Genomic DNA, 17,284 nt, shown 5'->3' on the forward strand with positions numbered 1-17,284 from the left:
AACGGTCGCCCGCCACGCACCCAACCAACGGTTCGCCATATGCTTATCGACCGCGCGTCGATGTCGATTGCCACGGGCGAGCTTGCCCTGCGTTCTGTGCTGCCCGCGCGGCGGCCTTTATATCGTTATCACGAAAAGTCGCTTAGCCGTGCGGCGGCCGCTCATTAAGATGACGCTTCGAAGTCCGGTTCGCCACGGCCGAGTTGCTCGCCGCCCTACAGCAAACGCAGAGAATGACGGCGTACGAGCCGCACCCGCGGCCGCGTCATGAGCCGCTATCGAAGGAGTACTTGCTTGAACAGATCCGATCATTCCCGCCGACCGCTCATCATCGGCATCGGCGGCACCACGCGCGCGGTCTCGTCGACCGAACGCGCGCTCGCTTTCGCGCTGCGCGGCGCCGAAGCCGCCGGCGCGCACACCCGCCTGTTCGGCGGCGCCTTTTTGCAGAGCCTGCCGCACTATGCGCCGGAGCAGCCGGCGCGTACCGATGAACAGCTCAAACTGGTCGAGGCGGTTCGTCACGCCGATGCATTGATCGTCGCGACACCGGGCTATCACGGCGGCGTATCGGGCCTCGTGAAGAACGCGCTCGACACGCTCGAAGAGTTGCGCGCCGACGCGCGCCCCTATCTGGACGGCCGCGCGGTCGGCTGCATCGTCACCGCGTACGGCTGGCAGGCAGCGGGATCCGTGCTGAGCTCGCTGCGCTCGATCGTGCATGCGTTGCGCGGCTGGCCGACGCCGTTCGGCGCGGGTATCAATACACTGGAAACGCGTTTCGACACGACCGACAGCTGCTCCGACCCGAGGGTAGTCGAGCAGCTCGCAACGGTCGGCCAGCAGGCCGCGCAATTCGCGCTGGCGTTCAATGCGCATCGCACGCCGGGCTGCGGGGCTGAGCTCATGCAACAAGCTTCGGCCCAGCCGGCCGCGCAAACGTCCGCCATCGGCGCCGATCTCGCGCGCGTGGCGCAGACCGCCTGAACGCGCGCGAAGCCCCCAGTGCCGGGCCTCGCATGAAGCGTGCGCCACATAACAGACGCTTCTGCCCGCCTCCAATAGTGTGATCGAACACAGCGGTTTCGCTCCGATCCGGGTTCCTGACTATCACTCCCGCGCCGCGCTGATTTGCATACGACGAAGGATTGGTTCACCCGCTGCACAGCGCGTCCTACGCTTGTCCCCTGCTCGCCGCTTCACGAACGAACGTCCGGCGTGACGGGGCAGCGTCGCACGCACTGATTATCCGCGCAAGGCACGCGGGCATACTGACAAGTCAAGATCATGAACTCACACATCCGCTACAAGGGCTATGAGGTCGAAGCAGCCACACAACCACTGCCCAATGGATTATTCGCCGCCAACCTGACCATCGAGCAGAGCAACGCCAATAATCGCAGAGCGTATTCGTTCGACGCACTAGACTATTTCTTCGACGAGGAACACGCGCTCGCGTATGCGTCCGACTGGGGACGCATGTGGATCGACCACCACCAGTAAGCGCATCGGCACCGCTGAGGATCGCCGCGACGCGCACGGTCAAATGCCGCCGTCGAGTCAATGTCACCGTCTTTGAGCATCGCCCGGCATCCGGTTTCAGGCGGCTGTGCCAGAATGGGCGAACTGTCGTGTTCGCCTTTTGCGCATGACCTGTCCGCCACCTCTACGGATGCCGCTGGAACGCCCACACCTCCTCCGCGCTAGTCCCAGTCGCGCCGCTTCGCATTCGCGCGAAGCCCGCGTGCGGGCTTGCACGCGTCGATGCACCGGCGCATCGGGCGTTGCCAGCGTGACCGTGCGCGCGAGATCGGCGGCAACTCATCCACCGATACGGAGACGCCGCCGATGAGCTGGACCGTCGATGCACAACTCGCGCTGAGCGCGTCGCAAGCAGTCGAAGCGCTGCAATCCGGCCAATTGAAAGCCGCCGATTACGTGGCCACGCTGCTCGCGCGCGCCGCGGCGCTCACGCATCTGAACGCGCTCACCACGCTCGATCTCGACGGCGCGCTAGCGGCCGCGCGGCGCATCGACGCATTGCCGGCCGCGGCGCGAGCGCGGCTGCCGCTCGCCGGCCTGCCGATCGTCGTGAAGGACAACATCAATACCGCCGGCTTGCCGACTTCCGCGGGCACGCCCGCCCTCGAAGGCTTCATGCCGTCGACGACCGCGCCATCGGTGCAACGTCTCGTCGACGCGGGCGCGATCGTGCTCGGCAAGGCCAATATGCATGAGCTCGCGTTCGGTATCACGAGCACGAACCTGGCAGCGCATGCGGGGCCGGTGCGCAATCCGTACGACCCGTCGCTGATGCCGGGCGGCTCGTCGGGCGGCACGGCCGTCGCGATCGCCGCGCGCATCGTGCCCGCCGGGCTCGGCACCGACACCGGCGGGTCGATCCGCATCCCCGCCGCGCTGACGGGCACCGCGGGCCTGCGTCCATCGGTCGGCAACGGCGCAGGCGAGCGGCGCTATCACGATCCCGATGCGGTCGTGCCGATCAGCCATACGCGCGACACGGTCGGGCCGATGGCGCGCAGCGTCGCCGATCTGGCGCTGCTCGACGGCGTGATCACAGGCGCGGGCGCACTGCCCGAAGTCGCGCTCGACGGCTTGCGCATCGGCCTGCCGGCGCCGCTGTGGGATGCACTCGAACGACAGGTCGAGGACGTCGCGCGCGCCGCGTTGAAACAGCTCGAAGCGGCAGGCGTCACCTTCGTGCCGGTCGCGATGGAAGAACTGCCGTATCTGAACGGGATGGTCGGCTGCCCGATCGCGCTTCACGAGGCGCGCGACGACCTGCTCGCATGGCTGGTCGCGAACCGCGCGCCGGTGCAGACGGTCGCCGAGCTTGCCGCGCGCATCGCGAGCCCGGACGTACGCGCGATCTACGACGACGTGCTCGCCGACGTGCTCGGCCCGCACTACACGGCGGCGCTCACGTACTGGCGTCCGCGTCTGCAGCGCTATGTCGCCGACACCTTCGCCGACGCCCGTCTCGACGCGCTGCTGTTCCCCGCCACGCGGCTCGCGGCGGTGCCGATCGACGATCTGAACGGCTCGTCCAGCGTGACGATCGACGGCGGCGCGCCCATCGATACGATGGAAGCGTTTCTGCGCAACGCCGAGCCAGCCAGTACGGCCGGTATTCCGGGGCTGTCGCTGCCAGCCGGCATCGGCGCGAGCGGGCTGCCGGTCGGACTCGAACTCGATGGACCGCTCGGCTCGGACCGGCGGCTGCTCGCCATCGGCGTTGCGTTCGAACGGGTGCTCGGTGCACCGCCGGCGCCGGTGCTTTGATTCTTCATCCGCGAACCCGCCTATCCGCAAACCCGCACATCCACGAACCCGCGACTTCGATACGCGATCCCGAACGACAACCGAAGTGACGATGACGACACCCGCCACCGCCCGCGCGCAACATAACGTTCGGCAGCGCTTTTTGCAACGCAGCTTGCACCCATTGCTTCACCAGCTTGCCCGCCTGTGCGTCATGCTCGCGGCCGCCGTCGCCGTCAGCTCCTGCGCGGGTCTTTCAACGATCGATTCCAACGCGCTATGGAAGATCGTCGATATCCGCTGCGTGCCGTCGCAACAGACCACCGGTACGCCCGGTCAATGCACGCTCGTCGACCTCGACAAGCGCTATGTGGTTCTGAAGGATATCTTCGGCCGCTCGCAATATCTGCTGATGCCCACCGACCGGATCACCGGGATCGAGAGTCCGCTGATCCTCGCGCCTGGTGCAAAGGACTATTGGAGCGACGCGTGGGATTCGCGCCATTACGTCCAGCAAGCGGTCAAACGCAAATTGCCCGACGATCAGCTCGGCCTCGAAATCAACTCCGAATATCGCCGCTCGCAGAACCAGTTGCATATCCATATCGACTGCATGCGTCGCGACGTCAGCGCGGCGCTCGCGATCCACACTCACGACGCGCCCGGTGAATGGCGTTGGGACACGATCGATGGCGAGCGCTACCGGATCATGCGCGTGACGTCGCTAACGGGCGCGGACAACCCGTTCAGAATCGTCGCGCGAGACAACCCGACTCCCGCGATGATGGCCTCGCAAACCATCCTGGTGACGGGCGCGGCAGCGTCGGCCGGCGCGCACGGCTGGCTGATCGTCAATAGCGGCATCGACTTGGACAACGGCAGCGGCACAGCCGAAGGGCTGCTCGATCACGCGTGCCGGGTGGCCGACGACAATTGAGCGGGCGCCACCCGGCGCACACGCTATCCACGATCGCGCGTATGCATTGCCGAACAAAATCGTTCCGGCGCGACGTGTCGCCCCTTACGATCGGTCCGACCTGCATCACGACCGATCCGACGATGGCGATCTATCTCGACGACACCCAGCGCAACGACATCGACCGTCTCGCGGCCAGTTGGACCTGGCGCACGCAATGGCCGACGTGGGCGCTGATCGTGGTGATCTACGGCGGCTGGTTCGGCGTCGCGACGCATGCGCGCACACTTGGGTTGCCTGTCGCGACGCTGTTGCTCGCCGCGCTCGGCACCTGGTACACGTCGTTGCAACACGAACTGCTGCACGGTCATCCGACCCGCTCGCGATTCGTCAATGCATTGCTCGGTTTTGCGCCGCTGGCGGTGTGGTTTCCTTATCGCATCTACCGCGACTCGCATCTCCGGCATCACGACGATGCGCATCTGACCCAGCCTGGTCACGACCCCGAGAGTTACTTTGTCGATGCCGATGAATGGCAACGCGCGGGAACCGCGATGCGCGCGTTACTCGTGTTTCGCAACACATTGTTCGGGCGCATGCTGGCCGGGCCGGCGTTTTCGCTTGCCGCGACGGGCGCGCAGGCGCTTGGCAAGCTCGCCGATGGCGACTGCCGCGACCTGCCCGCATGGCTCGCGCATCTTGCCGCGTTGGCCGCGCTGAGCACGTGGTTGCAGCAGGTATGCGGGATACCGGCGTGGCTGTTCATCGTCGGCGCGGGGTATGGCTCGCTATCGCTCGCGTCGGTGCGTTCGTTTCATGAGCATCGTGTCGCGCGCGAGCCTGCGCATCGCACTGTGATTAATGAAGCGGGATGGGGGTGGCGGTTGCTGTTTCTCAACAACAACTTTCATCTCGTTCATCATGACTTGCCGCACGTGCCGTGGTTTGCGCTTCGGGAAGTGTATGAGATGTCCCGCCAGCCGTATGTTGAGCGCTGCGGAGGCTTCCTGGTCAAGGGTTACAGCGAATGGTTCACGCGATATGGGCTCACTGCGGTGGCGCATCCGGTCGATGGCGGTAGCTCCGATTGCTTCCGAGAAAATCCGCCAGCTTCCGTCGGTTTTGCAAGTGAATCGTACACTTTGCAGACGACATTCGAGACTTCCAATCCGACCTGATGCATCACAACCGCTGGTCGAGCGAACACGTTCAGCGAATCTTGTGCTCCTGCAACTGCTTCCATAGCGTCTGCGCGACGGGCCCATGAGCGGCGTTCCGCCGACGCGCCGCATAGTGCTTGAGCGCGGCGCCGCGCAGATGTCGCCCTTCCAGTGACGCCAGCCGGTGCTCGGTCAGATCGTTCGCGATCAGGTGAGACGGCATGTGGCCCCACGCCAGCCCTTGCAAGATCAGTTCGCGCTTCATCAACTGGTCAGGTACGGTACAGGTCGGCGCGCCTTCGATCAGATAGTAACTTGCGTCCGACGGCTCCCTGCTCGTGTCACGAATGACGCACTGAACGTAGGACCTCAGGTCATCGATAGTGAGGGATCCATCAATACGTTTCTGCAGGAACCCCGGCGCTGCGACCGGCACGAGTTGAACCTCGAACAGCTCGATTGTTTCTATTTCGGGCGACGGCTTGTCGAGGTGGTGAAAGAACAAGTCGCACTCACCACGTTGTAGCCGTTCCCAAGGCCCGCTGATGGCCTCGAACAACAACGCCAGGCGCGTACCGGTACTCGTCTCAAAGAAGCGCCTGAGCGAGCCCAACGTTTCGGGCAGTGGACACAGGTCTCCTACGACCACGCGCAGCTCGGCTTCCTGTCCTGCGGCGAGCTGAGCCGCCTCGCGCCGCAGACTGTCGTATTGACGCAGAAAGACAGCCGCGCGAGAGCGAAACGCCGCGCCCTGCGCGGTCAGCGAGACCCGGTAGCCTGTTCTGTCCAGAAGCACCATGCCTACCTGCGTTTCCAGCGCAGTCACAGCCGCGTGAACTGTTGGGTGCGTGCGGTTCAGGCGCGCAGCGGCCGCCGCGAAACTCCCCTCTTTCACCAACGCCTCGAAGCATTGCAGCTGGAACAGTGTAGGTTCGTTCATTGTAGGGCGAGGCTTCAGTGTCTGTCGAAACAAAGTAATTTTTTGAGATCAAGTTCGATCCTACCATTCGCTCTCTAACCAGGGAGGTCGACATGAAAGCTGTCGTGCGCAGTGGATTCGGTGGTCCTGAAGTGCTGAAGGTAGTCGACGTGCAAGCGCCTCTGCTGAAACCTGGCTGCATCCTGATTCGCGTCCGCGGATTTGGTCTGAACCGTGCGGAGGTCTATATGCGCCGCGGGCTGTGGGGTGCCGTTGCAGAAATTAGCGGCATCGAATGCGTTGGGACGGTTGTATCGGACGCGACTGGCGTGCACCGCGAAGGGCAGACGGTAATGGCATTGATGGGAGGAATGGGGCGAACAATCAACGGTAGCTATGCCGAGTATGTCGCTGTACCGGCCTCCAACGTTGTCGCCGTTGAGACGACACTGGATTGGGACATTCTCGCGGCGCTGCCGGAAGCCTATGCGGTTGCCTGGACCTGCATTCGCCGAAACCTGGAACTGACGGCCGGACAGCGACTTGTCGTGCGCGGAGGCACGTCAAGCCTCGGGCAGGCAGCAATCGACATAGGATGCGAGCTGGGTGCCGATGTGATCGCGACCACCCGTCGAGCGGGCAATGAAACGTTGCTGCGTTCGCTGGGTGCGGCACACGTCGTGACGACAACTGGCGATCTGCTTGCCGCGGCTGATTGGCAAGGCGGCAAGGCTGACGCCGTCCTGGACCTGGTGGGGAACAGTACGGTTCTCGATTCGTTGCGCGCGACGCGTCGGGGTGGTCGCGTGTGCCTCGCGGGTTTTCTCGGTGGCCTCGCACCCCTCACGGGGTTCGATCCCCTCGGCCAGATGCCGAGCGGCGTGCACCTGAGTTTCTTCGGCAGTTTCAACTTCGGGACCGCCGAATTCCCGTTGTCAGACGTGCCTATGCAGCAGATCGTGGACTTCACGGCGATGAACCGATATCGAGCGCGGCCAGCACGCGTTTTCGGCCTGAACGACGTGCCGTTGGCTCACGAACTGATGGAGCGCAATGAGGCGAAAGGAAAGTTCGTCGTCGTGATCTAAGTTGTCGATCAAGACAAAACAATCGTCTTCGTGACCGCCTGCGACGAGCACGCGCTGGATGCGTTCGACGCAGCCGCCATCGACTATCTGCTGAAGCCCGTCGATACAGCAAGGCTCGCGCGCACGATCGACAGGTTACGCCTGCGACTTGCGGGCATGGCAACGACCCGGGCGCCCCGCACGGATGTGCAGGCCAATCTGCAACGCCTGCTTGGCCAGTCGGAGCACATCACGCGCACCGTCCAGTTGGAGAACGGCCCGCGGGAAAATGGCCGCAGCACCACGCTAAGCTATCTGCGCGCCTCGAGCGGAAGCGACATCAGGATGGTGCCAGTGGGAAGAGGTGCTGCACTTCGAGACGGCGGACAAATATGTGATCGTCACGACGCGCACCGGCGAATTGTTGATTCGCATGAGCCTCAAGGATCTGTGTTCGCAATTGGACCCGGCGCGATTCTGGCAGGTGCATAGAAGTACTGTCGTGAACGTCGACCACGTGGAAGGCGCCTCGATCAGCGCATTTGAAAAGTAACACTCACGCTGCGCGGCCACGGCGGCGCAGTGGCGGTGAGCAAACAGTATGCGCACCTGTTCCGGCAGATGTGAAGCGGCAAGCATTCTGTCGAGACCGATCGTGCAACCGCACCCTTCTGTAAGGCTTAATTCACAAGTTACACGGCGTCACGGTTGCGTGAGCCGGCGCAGCGACGGCCCGAAATAGCCTGACACCCAAGTGCCGTTCCCACCGAAATCCCATGTCGGTCCGAAGCTCGCTGGATCGCGCAACGCCAGGTCGGTGAGGCCGCTCGAACGGGTTACCGCCGTGCCCGAACCGACGCCGGCTTGCGCGCCCGACGACTCGCTGTTCCAGAACACGTCCGGGGCGATGCTGCCGCTGTTCGTTCCCGCGATGCCGCCCGCCGTCGCATTTCCGTCCAGCGTGAGCTTCGCCCACGCGTACGACTGCTCGATGCGGCCGGTATTGTTGCCAACCAGTCCTCCAACCGTCGTTCCGCCGCTGATCTGGAACGCGTTGGCGTAAGAACGCACGATGTCGCCATTGTTCGTGCCGACCAGGCCGCCAACGGTGCCCTGCGCGCCGGCTGTAATCGACTCCAGCGAGTACGAGCGATCGATGTGCCCGTCGTTGCGCCCGGCAAGCCCGCCCAGTTCGCCCGTGCCGGCGATGTTCACACCCGCCCACGACCGCTCGATGTTGCCGAAATTCTCGCCGACCAGCCCGCCGATCACCGAACTCGCGTTGCTCGTGGACGTGATGTTGCCTGTCGCGCCGACGTTGATCAGCGTCCCGTAGTTGACTGTTGCGAGCAAACCTACAGGGCCCGAGGAAGACGTCCCCGTGCCGTCTGCCAGCGTAAAGTTGCGCACCACCGCATCTTTGCCGATCACGTTGAACATTCCAGTATTAGCGGCGAGATGAAGATCGGCCGGTAGATGGCCCATGCCGTCGAACTGGCCGGTGAACGGATGGTCGGCGGTGCCGATCCCGCCGAACTCGCCCGCATCGGCAAATTCGATCCCGCGCGGAGCCAGCGCATAGTTGCCCGCGAGGTTGTTGTTCACCGCGCGCAGGTCGTTCAGCGACGCGATCAACTGATAAGCGGTGAACTGCGTGAGCAGCCCGCTGAACGGCGCGGCCTGCCAGGCGGGATTCGTGACTACCGTGCCGCGGGTGAAAGTGCCGTTGATGTCGTAGAGCGCCGTTACGACGCCGGTGCTTCGCGACCAGTCGAGCGTACCCTGATTGATTACGCTCCCGCCGTTGTCGAATCCATAGCTGTCGGCGGAAAGCGTAAGCGGCCCCGCGCCGATGTTGGCGATGCTCACGCGCGGCGCGATGTTCAGCGAGTGCGCGGCATTGAGATTGAGCGACGCGTCACCGCGCCAGCGCAGACTCGCCTGCACGTCGATGTCGCCTTTGCCGTTCGCGCCCAGCATGCCGTCGGCGCCATTCGCCAGCACGTTGACCGACGCGCCACGGCTCAGGCTGGCGCCGAGCGTGTCGGCGGTGCGCGCATCGACGGTGAAATCGCCGGTCGTGATGTTCCACTGGCTGGCCTGGACGTCGGCGCCGCCTACCTTGACGCTACCGCCGGACATATCGACTACGCCGCGGCTGCCGTCCGTGTTGCGAGCGCTGATTTGAGCGCCGCGGACGTCGATGTTGCCGGTGTTGATGCGGGAGTTTGTCGTAACGTCGGCAACGAGCCAGACGTGTCCATCGCGCGTCGCCGTGCCGGTAGCGCGCAGCGCGCCCGAGTGGCCGGCAAGCGCGAAGATGTTGCCGTCCGCCGCCTGAAGGTTGATGGTCGCCGCTTCCACGGTGCCGGTGTTTCTGATCGTGCCGCCGCTTCCCACATCGACGGAAAGCTGCTGATACGCACTGTCGAACAAGCGCACCTGACGGCCCACGGCAGATTCAGCGTTGCCGTTGGGCGCCTCTATCTTTCCTGCATTGACGACCTTGCTGGCCGATATAAGCAGAACGTCACCGCCAGACGACGAGATCCTGCCGAGGTTGACGACATTCGCCGTGGAATTTCCGGTGTAGGCCGTTCCGCCGATCGTGGGCGGATTGAGGAAGCTACCGTCGGAAACGTCGAGGGTCGATGCCAGGAAGCGGCCACCCGTCGAAATCACGCCGCTTCGACCGATCAGCACGCCATTTGGGTTGATGAGATACACACTGCCCGTCGCGTTAAGCGCGCCGTAGATCGCAGAAACATCGCTGCCGGTCACGCGGTTGAGCGTCGCGCCCGTGCCGTTGTTGATCGACACGGTGTTCCCCGCACCGATCGAAAAGCTGTTCCAATTGATAATGCCGCGCCCGCCTGCTTGCGTGATGTTCAGGTTCCGGCCGTTCTGCGCGATGCTGCCCGAGCTGCCGACAAAACTGCCGCCCTGCGGCAGAGGTCCTGCCGCGACACTCGCGTGACACGAAAGAAGCGCCGCCGCGGCAAGCCCTAACCCGATCCACCGGTTGGCTAGGAGCTGCCGACGGGCATGGAGTACGCGTGTGCCACGCGCTAGCGCTGCAACGGTCATAGGACCCCCTTTGTTCGGCCATCGATGCTTCGCCATCCTGAGCGCGCGCGCTCGACATCAGCCCCCGCGCACGGTCATTGATCTGAAGGTTAGCAGGCGGCGCAGCAGTAGTCAGTCAAAACTTAGCGGTTTGCCGTGCGCTCGCGCGCAAGCCTGGCCGGCCGTCGTGTCGAACGCTCATCGGTTACTGCCAGACCGCGCTATCACCGCAAAATCGAGTGCTGCCGAACGCGGGACTCATCTCGCGACTGCAAATACCGAGCCACGGAGAACGGCCCCCTTGAACACCCGACTGGCGTCGGCACCCGGCGTGGTCGAGCGGAACCGCCTTTTGTCGGCAGAACAAACGGAGAGGTGCCGCCGCGAATTCGGACAGTCGGTAAGTGGAACACTATGAGACGCCCCGCCAACAGTATCTTGCGCTGCGGAAACCCCAAGCCAAGCCCTATAAGCTCACCGACCGCGATTCGATGTATTTGTACGTATCGATCAAGGCTACCAAGAAGCGGAAGTTCGTCTACCGGCTGGACAACAAAGCCTGCACGTACACTTTCGGGCGCTTCCCCGATCTGTCGCTTCATGACGCACGAGAACTGTGAGGCAATGCCGCCAAGCTAGTTGAAGCAAGTTACGCATGACGGAGGGCAACGAACACGCGTAAAACAGCGCCGATGTTCATCACGGCGCGATCTCTTCGAGGCTCCGCTCGTGCGTCTCCGTCATCTTCATCGAGCACAGCGCGCCGAACACGGCCACCACGGCGAACATCACGAACACGGAACTGATGCCGTGCTTGTGCAGCAGCAATCCCGCGATCGACGGCCCCACGGCGGAGGCGAGACGCAACCACGACGTCGCGAGCCCGGTACTGGTCGCGCGCATCCGGGTCGGATAAACCTCGGGCGTGTACAGATACAGCACCGCCGCAATAGAGCCGATCACGCCGTAGCTGAGCGTGCCGAGCACGATGGCACTCCATACGTCGTGCGCGGCGAACAGGCCGAGGCAAGCGAACAGCACCGCGGCGACACAGAACGCGCAAAATGTCCAGCTCCGACGTCCCACCCGATCGATCACATACGCACAGACCAGCAGCAAAGCGACCTGCGCGACATTGGTCATCGACGCGGCACGCAGCGCCGTTTGCAACGGCAGGTGATAGACCGAGCGATACAGCGTGGGCAGCCAGTTGTTGAGACTGTTCGCGATGAAAAACGCGCTCGCCCACAGCGCCCACACCACAAACGTACGGCCACGATAGAACGGCGACATCAGCTCCCGCCAGCCCGCGCGTTGATTCGTGGTCACACTGGTTTGCGGCTTCGTTTGCGTACTTGGCGCGATGCGGCGATCGGTGCTCGCTTCAAGGTTCCGCACCACGACTTCGGCTTCGGCGAGGCGGCCTTTCGAGATGAGCCAGCGCGGCGACTCCGGCAAACGGGCTACGAGCAGCGCGATCAGCAGGCCCGGACCGGTGCCGATCCAGAACATGATCTTCCACCCGACCATGGGCACGAGCCAGGCGCCGAGCTGGCCCGTCGCCATCAAGCCAACCGGGAAAATAAGCTCGTACAGCAGAAAGTATTTGCCGCGGCCGCGTGCGCTCGACAGCTCGCTGATATAGGTTGCGGCAACCGGCATCTCGCCGCCGACACCGATGCCCTGAATGAACCGGCACGCGAGCAGCATCGCGAAACTGCCGCTCAGCGCGCAGCCCATGCTCATCACCGACATGATTGCGATCGCGATCGTGACACTGCGGATACGGCCGCGCTGTTCGGCGTACCAGCCGAATATCAGCGCGCCGAGAAACTGCCCGACGTAGCTTGCGCCGATCAGCACGCCGATCTCGAGCGGCTGGATATGCCACAGGCCAATCAGTACCGGCAGCACGAAAGCGATCGACAGCGCGTCGAACGCGTCAAAGAACGTCGCGCTGCCGACAATGATGCGCGCCTTCGTATGCCATCGCGAGAACGGTACGCTTTCGATACGCCGAATCAATGCCGCGCACGCGTCGTCCACCGCACTCATGCTGGCCTGCACGGCTGCGGCCTGCGCGGCATCCTGAGTTACCGCGCCAGGCAATGCATTGCCTTCCTGCATCGTCATCTCCTCCGCTCGTCGTTGTTGTTAGTGCAATGCATAGACGGCGATCAATGCGACGACGACGACCACGCCTACGACCCATCCCCAGTTCGCGCGGAAGCCGGCGTTCGTTGCCGCAGCCGCCGTTGCGGCGGAAGCAGCATGTCCGAGGTTGGCGACCGGTTGCACGGTGGCCGCGCCAGCGGCGGGGTGCGCGGTATTCGCCGCCTCAGCGGTATGGAGGACACCCGAAGTATCCGCAGCCGCCGGTTCAGCGCCACCTGCAGCCGGCTGCTGCGGTCCAACGACGGCCGCCCTGAAGCGGCCGAAAAAGTCCTCGGCCATTTTCCGCGCGACGCCGTCGATCAGCCGCGCGCCGACCTGCGCGAGACGGCCGCCGACCTGCGCGTGCGAGCGATAAACGAGCCGCGTGCCGCCCGCAACGTCGGTCAGCAGATCGACATGGGCGCCGCCCTTGCCGAAGCCGGCCGCGCCGCCGGAACCCTCGAAGGTCATCGAATACGACTGCGGCGGCTGCAGATCGGTCAGCACCATCTTGCCCTTGAAGCGCGCCTTGATCGGACCGACGCTCGCGGCCATCACCATCTGAAACTGAGTGTCGTCGATGCGTTCGAACGACTCGCAGCCCGGCACCGAGGCCTTGAGAATGTCGGGATCGTTCAACGCAGCCCATACGCGTTCGCGCGGCAGCGGCAAAATCTGTTCGCCTGTGAGTTCCATCTGTCCTTCTCCGTGTTGGCCGCGCGCACTCACGCGCCTGCATCATGTGCACGCTGTCGCGCACTAGTCCTGACACCGGTTTGGATGCCGGACCGAACGCCGTACTAAAGCCGGTTCGCGCGCTAACGCGTCAGCCGAGGATGTGTTCCCACTTCGCGCGGGTCTTCTCCTGCAATTCCTTGCTGGCTTCCGCGACTTGTGGAAACTCCTGGAGAAAATCGAACGGCCGGCATGCGTCGATAATCGCTTTCGAATTGAACGGCGCCTTGTAGGGATTCGCGATCGACATCGGGTCGTTCTTCGAGCCCATGCCGCGTTTGACGATATCGATGTCGATGTCGGGATCGGTGCGCGTCGCGACCGCCCACATCACTTCCTGCAAGTTCGCGGGATCGATGTCTTCGTCGACGACGATCGAATAGCGCGACATGTACGCGCCGACGCCGCACTGGCTCAGAATGTGCGCCGCCTGCCGCGCATGGCCCGCGTAGCGCTGATGGATCGACACGACGTTGAACATGCGCGCGCCGCCGATTTCATGCGCCCACACGCCGGCAACGTCCGGCACGCCCGCGGCCTGCAGCGCATCGACGAGCAACGCCGAACGCATCACCGCCTTCGAATACGAATAATCGTTAGGCGGCTTCGCGGGCGGGCTGCCCATGATGATCGGGTTGTTGCGATAGTAAATGCGCTCGATCGTCACGACCGGCGCGGTTTCCGACTTGCCCGGGTAATAGCCGTGAAATTCGCCGAACGGTCCTTCGATTTTGACGTCGCCCGGATGCGCGTAACCTTCGATCACGATTTCGGAAGCGGCCGGAAACGGCAGATCCGTCAACTGCCCTCTCACCACGGAGACGGGCTGGTTCAGAATCGCCCCGATATAGTTGAACTCGCACATGCCAAACGGCACTTCGATGCCCGAGATCAGATAGCCGAGCGGATCGCAGCCGATCACGATCGAAACCGGGAACGGCTTGCCCGCCTTCATATGCTTGTCGTACTGGATCGCGCCGTGCTTGCCGGGAATCATGTCGAGGCCGACGTGCTTGCGGTCGTGAATCATCACGCGATACGTGCCGACGTTGACCCAGTCGGAGTCGAGGTCCTTCGTGACGACCATGCAGCCCGTGCCGATGTAGCGACCGCCGTCCTTCTCGTGCCACAGCGGCGCCGGAAACGAGAACAGGTCCACGTCGGCGCCGGACTGGATGTTGTCGAACACCGGGCCGCTCGCGACTGTGGCCGGCGCGTATTCGGACGCACGTGCCTGCCATTGCTTCGGCTTGCCGCGCAGCGTTTCCACGAGCGCGCGATGCGTGGCCTGATGACCGACTCGCAAAATCGAAGACAGTCTCGCGGGACTTGCGGTGCTGCACGTCAACACGCGGTGTCCGGCCGGATATCCGGGAATGTCGTCGAACAACAGCGCGGCGGGCCGTTCCTTCTTCACGTTCAGTTCGCTGATCGCGCCCAGTTCGAGGTTCCAGTCGGCCCCCGCTACGTCGGTCAGTTCGCCGAGCGCGCGCGCTTCGTCGAGCCATGCACGCAGATCCAGCGAATGAGTGGTCGAACTCTTTGTCACGTGGAATGTCTCCTGTAGCTTCTGCTATTCGCGAACGGTCGCGGACTCATAGGGCGCGTATAGAGTAACGCTCAACCGCTGCTTGATCGAAACATTGAGGCAACGCACGAGGCCGTGCAAACGACCATCGTTCATATCAGGGATGAGAACGATTCATGCGATGCACCGTCTCCTCCGTTTTGACGCAGCTTTGAAGCCGTTTTAAGCTTCTTCACCGCCACTTCGAGGCGGCTTTAAACCTGGTCAATACCGCTTCGGTCCGATCTCAATCCGCTTCAGACAAATTCGCCGCCGGCCGGTCCCGACGGCTCGCGCCGGCCGTAGCCTCCCGCATATTTGAAAGTGCCCTGCGCGGTTGCAATCAGCGTTTTAGAGTCGATCCACGCTTCGCCGCGCGCAAAAAAAATGGAGCGCCCTTTGCGTTCGAGAAAGCCCTTGCCGATCACGGTCTCGCCGACCCCCTTGTCGAGAAAGTTTAGCGTCAACGATAACGTCACGCCGTGTATCGGCCGTTGCGGATCGGCGCTATACAGGCCAGCGTATCCGCACGCGGCATCGAGCAGCGTGGCCACCACGCCGCCTTGCAGTACACGCTGGCGGTTCAGCAATCCAAGCTGCAGATTCAGCCGGAATTCCGCGTAGCCTTCGTGCCAACCGGTGCGCGTCATACCGAGGCCCGCGAGAAACGGATTTTCCAGCACATCGATGTTCATCGTTTTTTTCTCCCCTTTCGCGAGCGGCGTACAGGCCGTACTTGCGTCGCACGCCGCAGCTCATTGCAACGCCTCACCGCCGCGAGCGCATTCAACCGGCGCTAGCGCGCATCGCTTCGGCGGCCTGTGCGACGAATTCTTCCGCGCTCACATAAGATTGCCGAGGGCCGATCAGACGCGCGAGGTCGCGCGTCATCGTGCCGGCTTCGACCAGTTCAATGCACGTGCGCTCGAGCAGCGCAGCGAACCGCCCGACCTCGGGCGTGCCGTCGAAGCGGCCGCGTTGCGCGAGAGCACGGGTCCATGCGACGATCGTCGCTAGCGGATTGCTCGACGTCGACGAACGGCAGGATCAGTCGATCACGCACCCACTCCCACATGATCCGCGCCATCTCGTCGCCCTGGATTTCGACGAGTGGCGTACTGACCTTTACCCTGCTGTTGGACATTGGATGTTCCGGGTTTGCAATAATTGATTCATCGGCGTCGACACGGGACGCTTCGCTTCATTGCACCGAGTTCGACCACACCAAGAGTGCATGAGCGCTTTCGCCCCACGCAAACTAACTTTTCTCATGCTGGACATGAGAAAGTTTCATTTCCGTGCGGCCCTTGAGGAGCCGATCATCCAAGCATCCGCGCGGCTATCTGCCCGGGCCGCCGCGGACTTCACATGAACGTGCGGAGCATCGGAAATTCGTCGACGAAACCCGCTACAATCCGTTACCTGATGACCTTGCATTGCGCTGACATCTAGATGAGACCTTACATACCCTCTCTGCAGAGCTTGCTTGCGTTCGAGGCAGCTTCGCGGCACCTGAGCTTCACCCGCGCGGCACAGGAACTCGAACTGACTCAAACCGCCATCAGTCATCAGATCAAAACGCTCGAAGAACGGCTCGAAGTCAAACTGTTCGTGCGGCGCCGCAATGTGCTGACGCTGACGCCGGCCGCGCGCGAGTATCTCGAGTCCGTGCATGAGGCGATCAATCTGCTGTCGATCGCAACCGCGCATGCGCGCAAGAAAAAGCCGAGCACGGTGCTGACGGTCACGTGCCTGCCCACTTACGCGGTGAAGTGCCTGATTCCCGCGCTGCCCGAATTCCAGAACGCTCACCCTGAAATCACGGTACACGTCGCGACCAGTTCGACGTTCAACGAGTTCGACCGCAACAGCTACGACGTGGCGATCCGCTACGGTTCAGGACGCTGGGCGTCGGCGCGCTCGGACCGACTGCATGGCGAGGAGTTCTTCCCCGTGTGCGCGCCGGCCGTGCTGGAAGAAGCAGGCAAGTTCGGCTCCGTCGCAGAGGGCCTTGCGCGCATGCGCCAGATTCGTACCTACTTCTATTCGATGTACCAGGACGATTGGCCCGCATGGCTCGAAGCAGCGGTGCGCGAGCCCGTCGAATTCGCCAGTGAATCGGTATTTCACCTGCAATTGACGTCGCTCGCCGCGGCCGTCAACGGTGTCGGCATCGCGATCGGCCGCACGCCGCTCGTGAACGGCGATCTCGCGAGCGGCAAGCTCGTCGCGCCGTTCGAGATGCGCGTGCCGTCCAGTTCCGCGTATTTCATTTCGTCGCCGAACGACAAGGCGCGCACGAAAAAAGTCGAGCTGTTTCGCGAATGGGCGCTTGCGCGTCTCGGCGAAAACGGCGCTCACGACAACGGCGGCCTGGCGCGCCACGCGCCGGCACCGTCGGTGCCGGCCCTTTGCTGA

Annotated in this window: 15 protein-coding genes; 9 read left to right on the top strand and 6 right to left on the bottom strand. The window is 63.3% G+C overall.

Annotated elements, in window-relative coordinates; all coding sequences use genetic code 11:
- The first annotated feature begins 267 nt into the window (after positions 1 to 267).
- The 5 genes from VGH68_RS02985 to VGH68_RS03005 all read left to right on the top strand — a co-directional run bounded on the left by VGH68_RS02985 (position 268) and on the right by VGH68_RS03005 (position 5,376).
- The gene (locus VGH68_RS02985; RefSeq protein WP_414696884.1) at positions 268 to 987 is read left to right on the top strand and encodes an NADPH-dependent FMN reductase; all 720 of its coding nucleotides are present in this window, start codon (positions 268 to 270) and stop codon (positions 985 to 987) included.
- Positions 988 to 1,287: 300 nt separating this feature from the next.
- Entirely contained in the window at positions 1,288 to 1,503 is a 216-nt protein-coding gene (locus VGH68_RS02990) for a transcriptional regulator (protein WP_331602016.1), read from the top strand.
- 345 nt (positions 1,504 to 1,848) lie between these two features.
- Complete coding sequence (gene iaaH / locus VGH68_RS02995) at positions 1,849 to 3,303, top strand: indoleacetamide hydrolase (RefSeq protein WP_331602017.1); 1,455 nt, start codon at positions 1,849 to 1,851, stop codon at positions 3,301 to 3,303.
- A gap of 193 nt (positions 3,304 to 3,496) precedes the next feature.
- The gene (locus VGH68_RS03000) at positions 3,497 to 4,219 is read left to right on the top strand and encodes a CDP-diacylglycerol diphosphatase (RefSeq protein WP_331602039.1); all 723 of its coding nucleotides are present in this window, start codon (positions 3,497 to 3,499) and stop codon (positions 4,217 to 4,219) included.
- Positions 4,220 to 4,341: 122 nt separating this feature from the next.
- Positions 4,342 to 5,376: a fatty acid desaturase gene (locus VGH68_RS03005; protein WP_331602040.1), complete on the top strand. Its 1,035-nt coding sequence runs from the start codon at positions 4,342 to 4,344 to the stop codon at positions 5,374 to 5,376.
- A gap of 31 nt (positions 5,377 to 5,407) precedes the next feature.
- Here the strand turns inward: VGH68_RS03005 and VGH68_RS03010 are convergent, their stop codons facing one another.
- The gene (locus VGH68_RS03010) at positions 5,408 to 6,298 is read right to left on the bottom strand and encodes a LysR family transcriptional regulator (protein ID WP_331602018.1); all 891 of its coding nucleotides are present in this window, start codon (positions 6,296 to 6,298) and stop codon (positions 5,408 to 5,410) included.
- Positions 6,299 to 6,390: 92 nt separating this feature from the next.
- On the opposite strand from VGH68_RS03010, the gene VGH68_RS03015 reads away from it, so the two are divergent.
- On the top strand, positions 6,391 to 7,365 hold the full coding sequence (locus VGH68_RS03015) for a zinc-binding dehydrogenase (RefSeq protein ID WP_331602019.1): 975 nt from the start codon (positions 6,391 to 6,393) through the stop codon (positions 7,363 to 7,365).
- 373 nt (positions 7,366 to 7,738) lie between these two features.
- The gene (locus VGH68_RS30035) at positions 7,739 to 7,897 is read left to right on the top strand and encodes a LytTR family DNA-binding domain-containing protein (protein WP_414696885.1); all 159 of its coding nucleotides are present in this window, start codon (positions 7,739 to 7,741) and stop codon (positions 7,895 to 7,897) included.
- Positions 7,898 to 8,046: 149 nt separating this feature from the next.
- On the opposite strand, the gene VGH68_RS03025 is transcribed toward VGH68_RS30035, so the two are convergent.
- Entirely contained in the window at positions 8,047 to 10,467 is a 2,421-nt protein-coding gene (locus tag VGH68_RS03025; protein ID WP_331602021.1) for a filamentous hemagglutinin N-terminal domain-containing protein, read from the bottom strand.
- A 347-nt stretch (positions 10,468 to 10,814) separates the two neighbouring features.
- Between VGH68_RS03025 and VGH68_RS03030 the strand changes: the two genes are divergently transcribed.
- Positions 10,815 to 11,030 (top strand): Arm DNA-binding domain-containing protein, encoded by a 216-nt coding sequence (locus tag VGH68_RS03030; RefSeq protein ID WP_331602022.1) that lies wholly within the window; start codon positions 10,815 to 10,817, stop codon positions 11,028 to 11,030.
- A gap of 79 nt (positions 11,031 to 11,109) precedes the next feature.
- Here the strand turns inward: VGH68_RS03030 and VGH68_RS03035 are convergent, their stop codons facing one another.
- From VGH68_RS03035 to VGH68_RS03050, 4 genes are all read right to left on the bottom strand, one after another.
- Positions 11,110 to 12,537 (bottom strand): MFS transporter, encoded by a 1,428-nt coding sequence (locus VGH68_RS03035; protein WP_414696886.1) that lies wholly within the window; start codon positions 12,535 to 12,537, stop codon positions 11,110 to 11,112.
- Positions 12,538 to 12,564: 27 nt separating this feature from the next.
- Positions 12,565 to 13,260 carry a carbon monoxide dehydrogenase subunit G gene (locus tag VGH68_RS03040; RefSeq protein ID WP_331602024.1) on the bottom strand — a complete coding sequence of 232 codons (696 nt, stop codon included), beginning with the start codon at positions 13,258 to 13,260 and terminating at the stop codon, positions 12,565 to 12,567.
- A gap of 130 nt (positions 13,261 to 13,390) precedes the next feature.
- Positions 13,391 to 14,848 carry a UbiD family decarboxylase gene (locus VGH68_RS03045; RefSeq protein WP_331602025.1) on the bottom strand — a complete coding sequence of 486 codons (1,458 nt, stop codon included), beginning with the start codon at positions 14,846 to 14,848 and terminating at the stop codon, positions 13,391 to 13,393.
- 275 nt (positions 14,849 to 15,123) lie between these two features.
- A complete protein-coding gene (locus VGH68_RS03050; RefSeq protein ID WP_331602026.1) occupies positions 15,124 to 15,561 on the bottom strand; it encodes a PaaI family thioesterase in 438 nt (145 codons plus the stop codon).
- Positions 15,562 to 16,318: 757 nt separating this feature from the next.
- Here VGH68_RS03050 and VGH68_RS03055 point away from each other — a divergent pair.
- Positions 16,319 to 17,284, top strand: a complete 966-nt coding sequence (locus tag VGH68_RS03055; RefSeq protein WP_331602027.1) for a LysR substrate-binding domain-containing protein — start codon at positions 16,319 to 16,321, stop codon at positions 17,282 to 17,284.

This window comes from Paraburkholderia sp. (genome assembly GCF_036488505.1).
Lineage (GTDB): Bacteria > Pseudomonadota > Gammaproteobacteria > Burkholderiales > Burkholderiaceae > Paraburkholderia.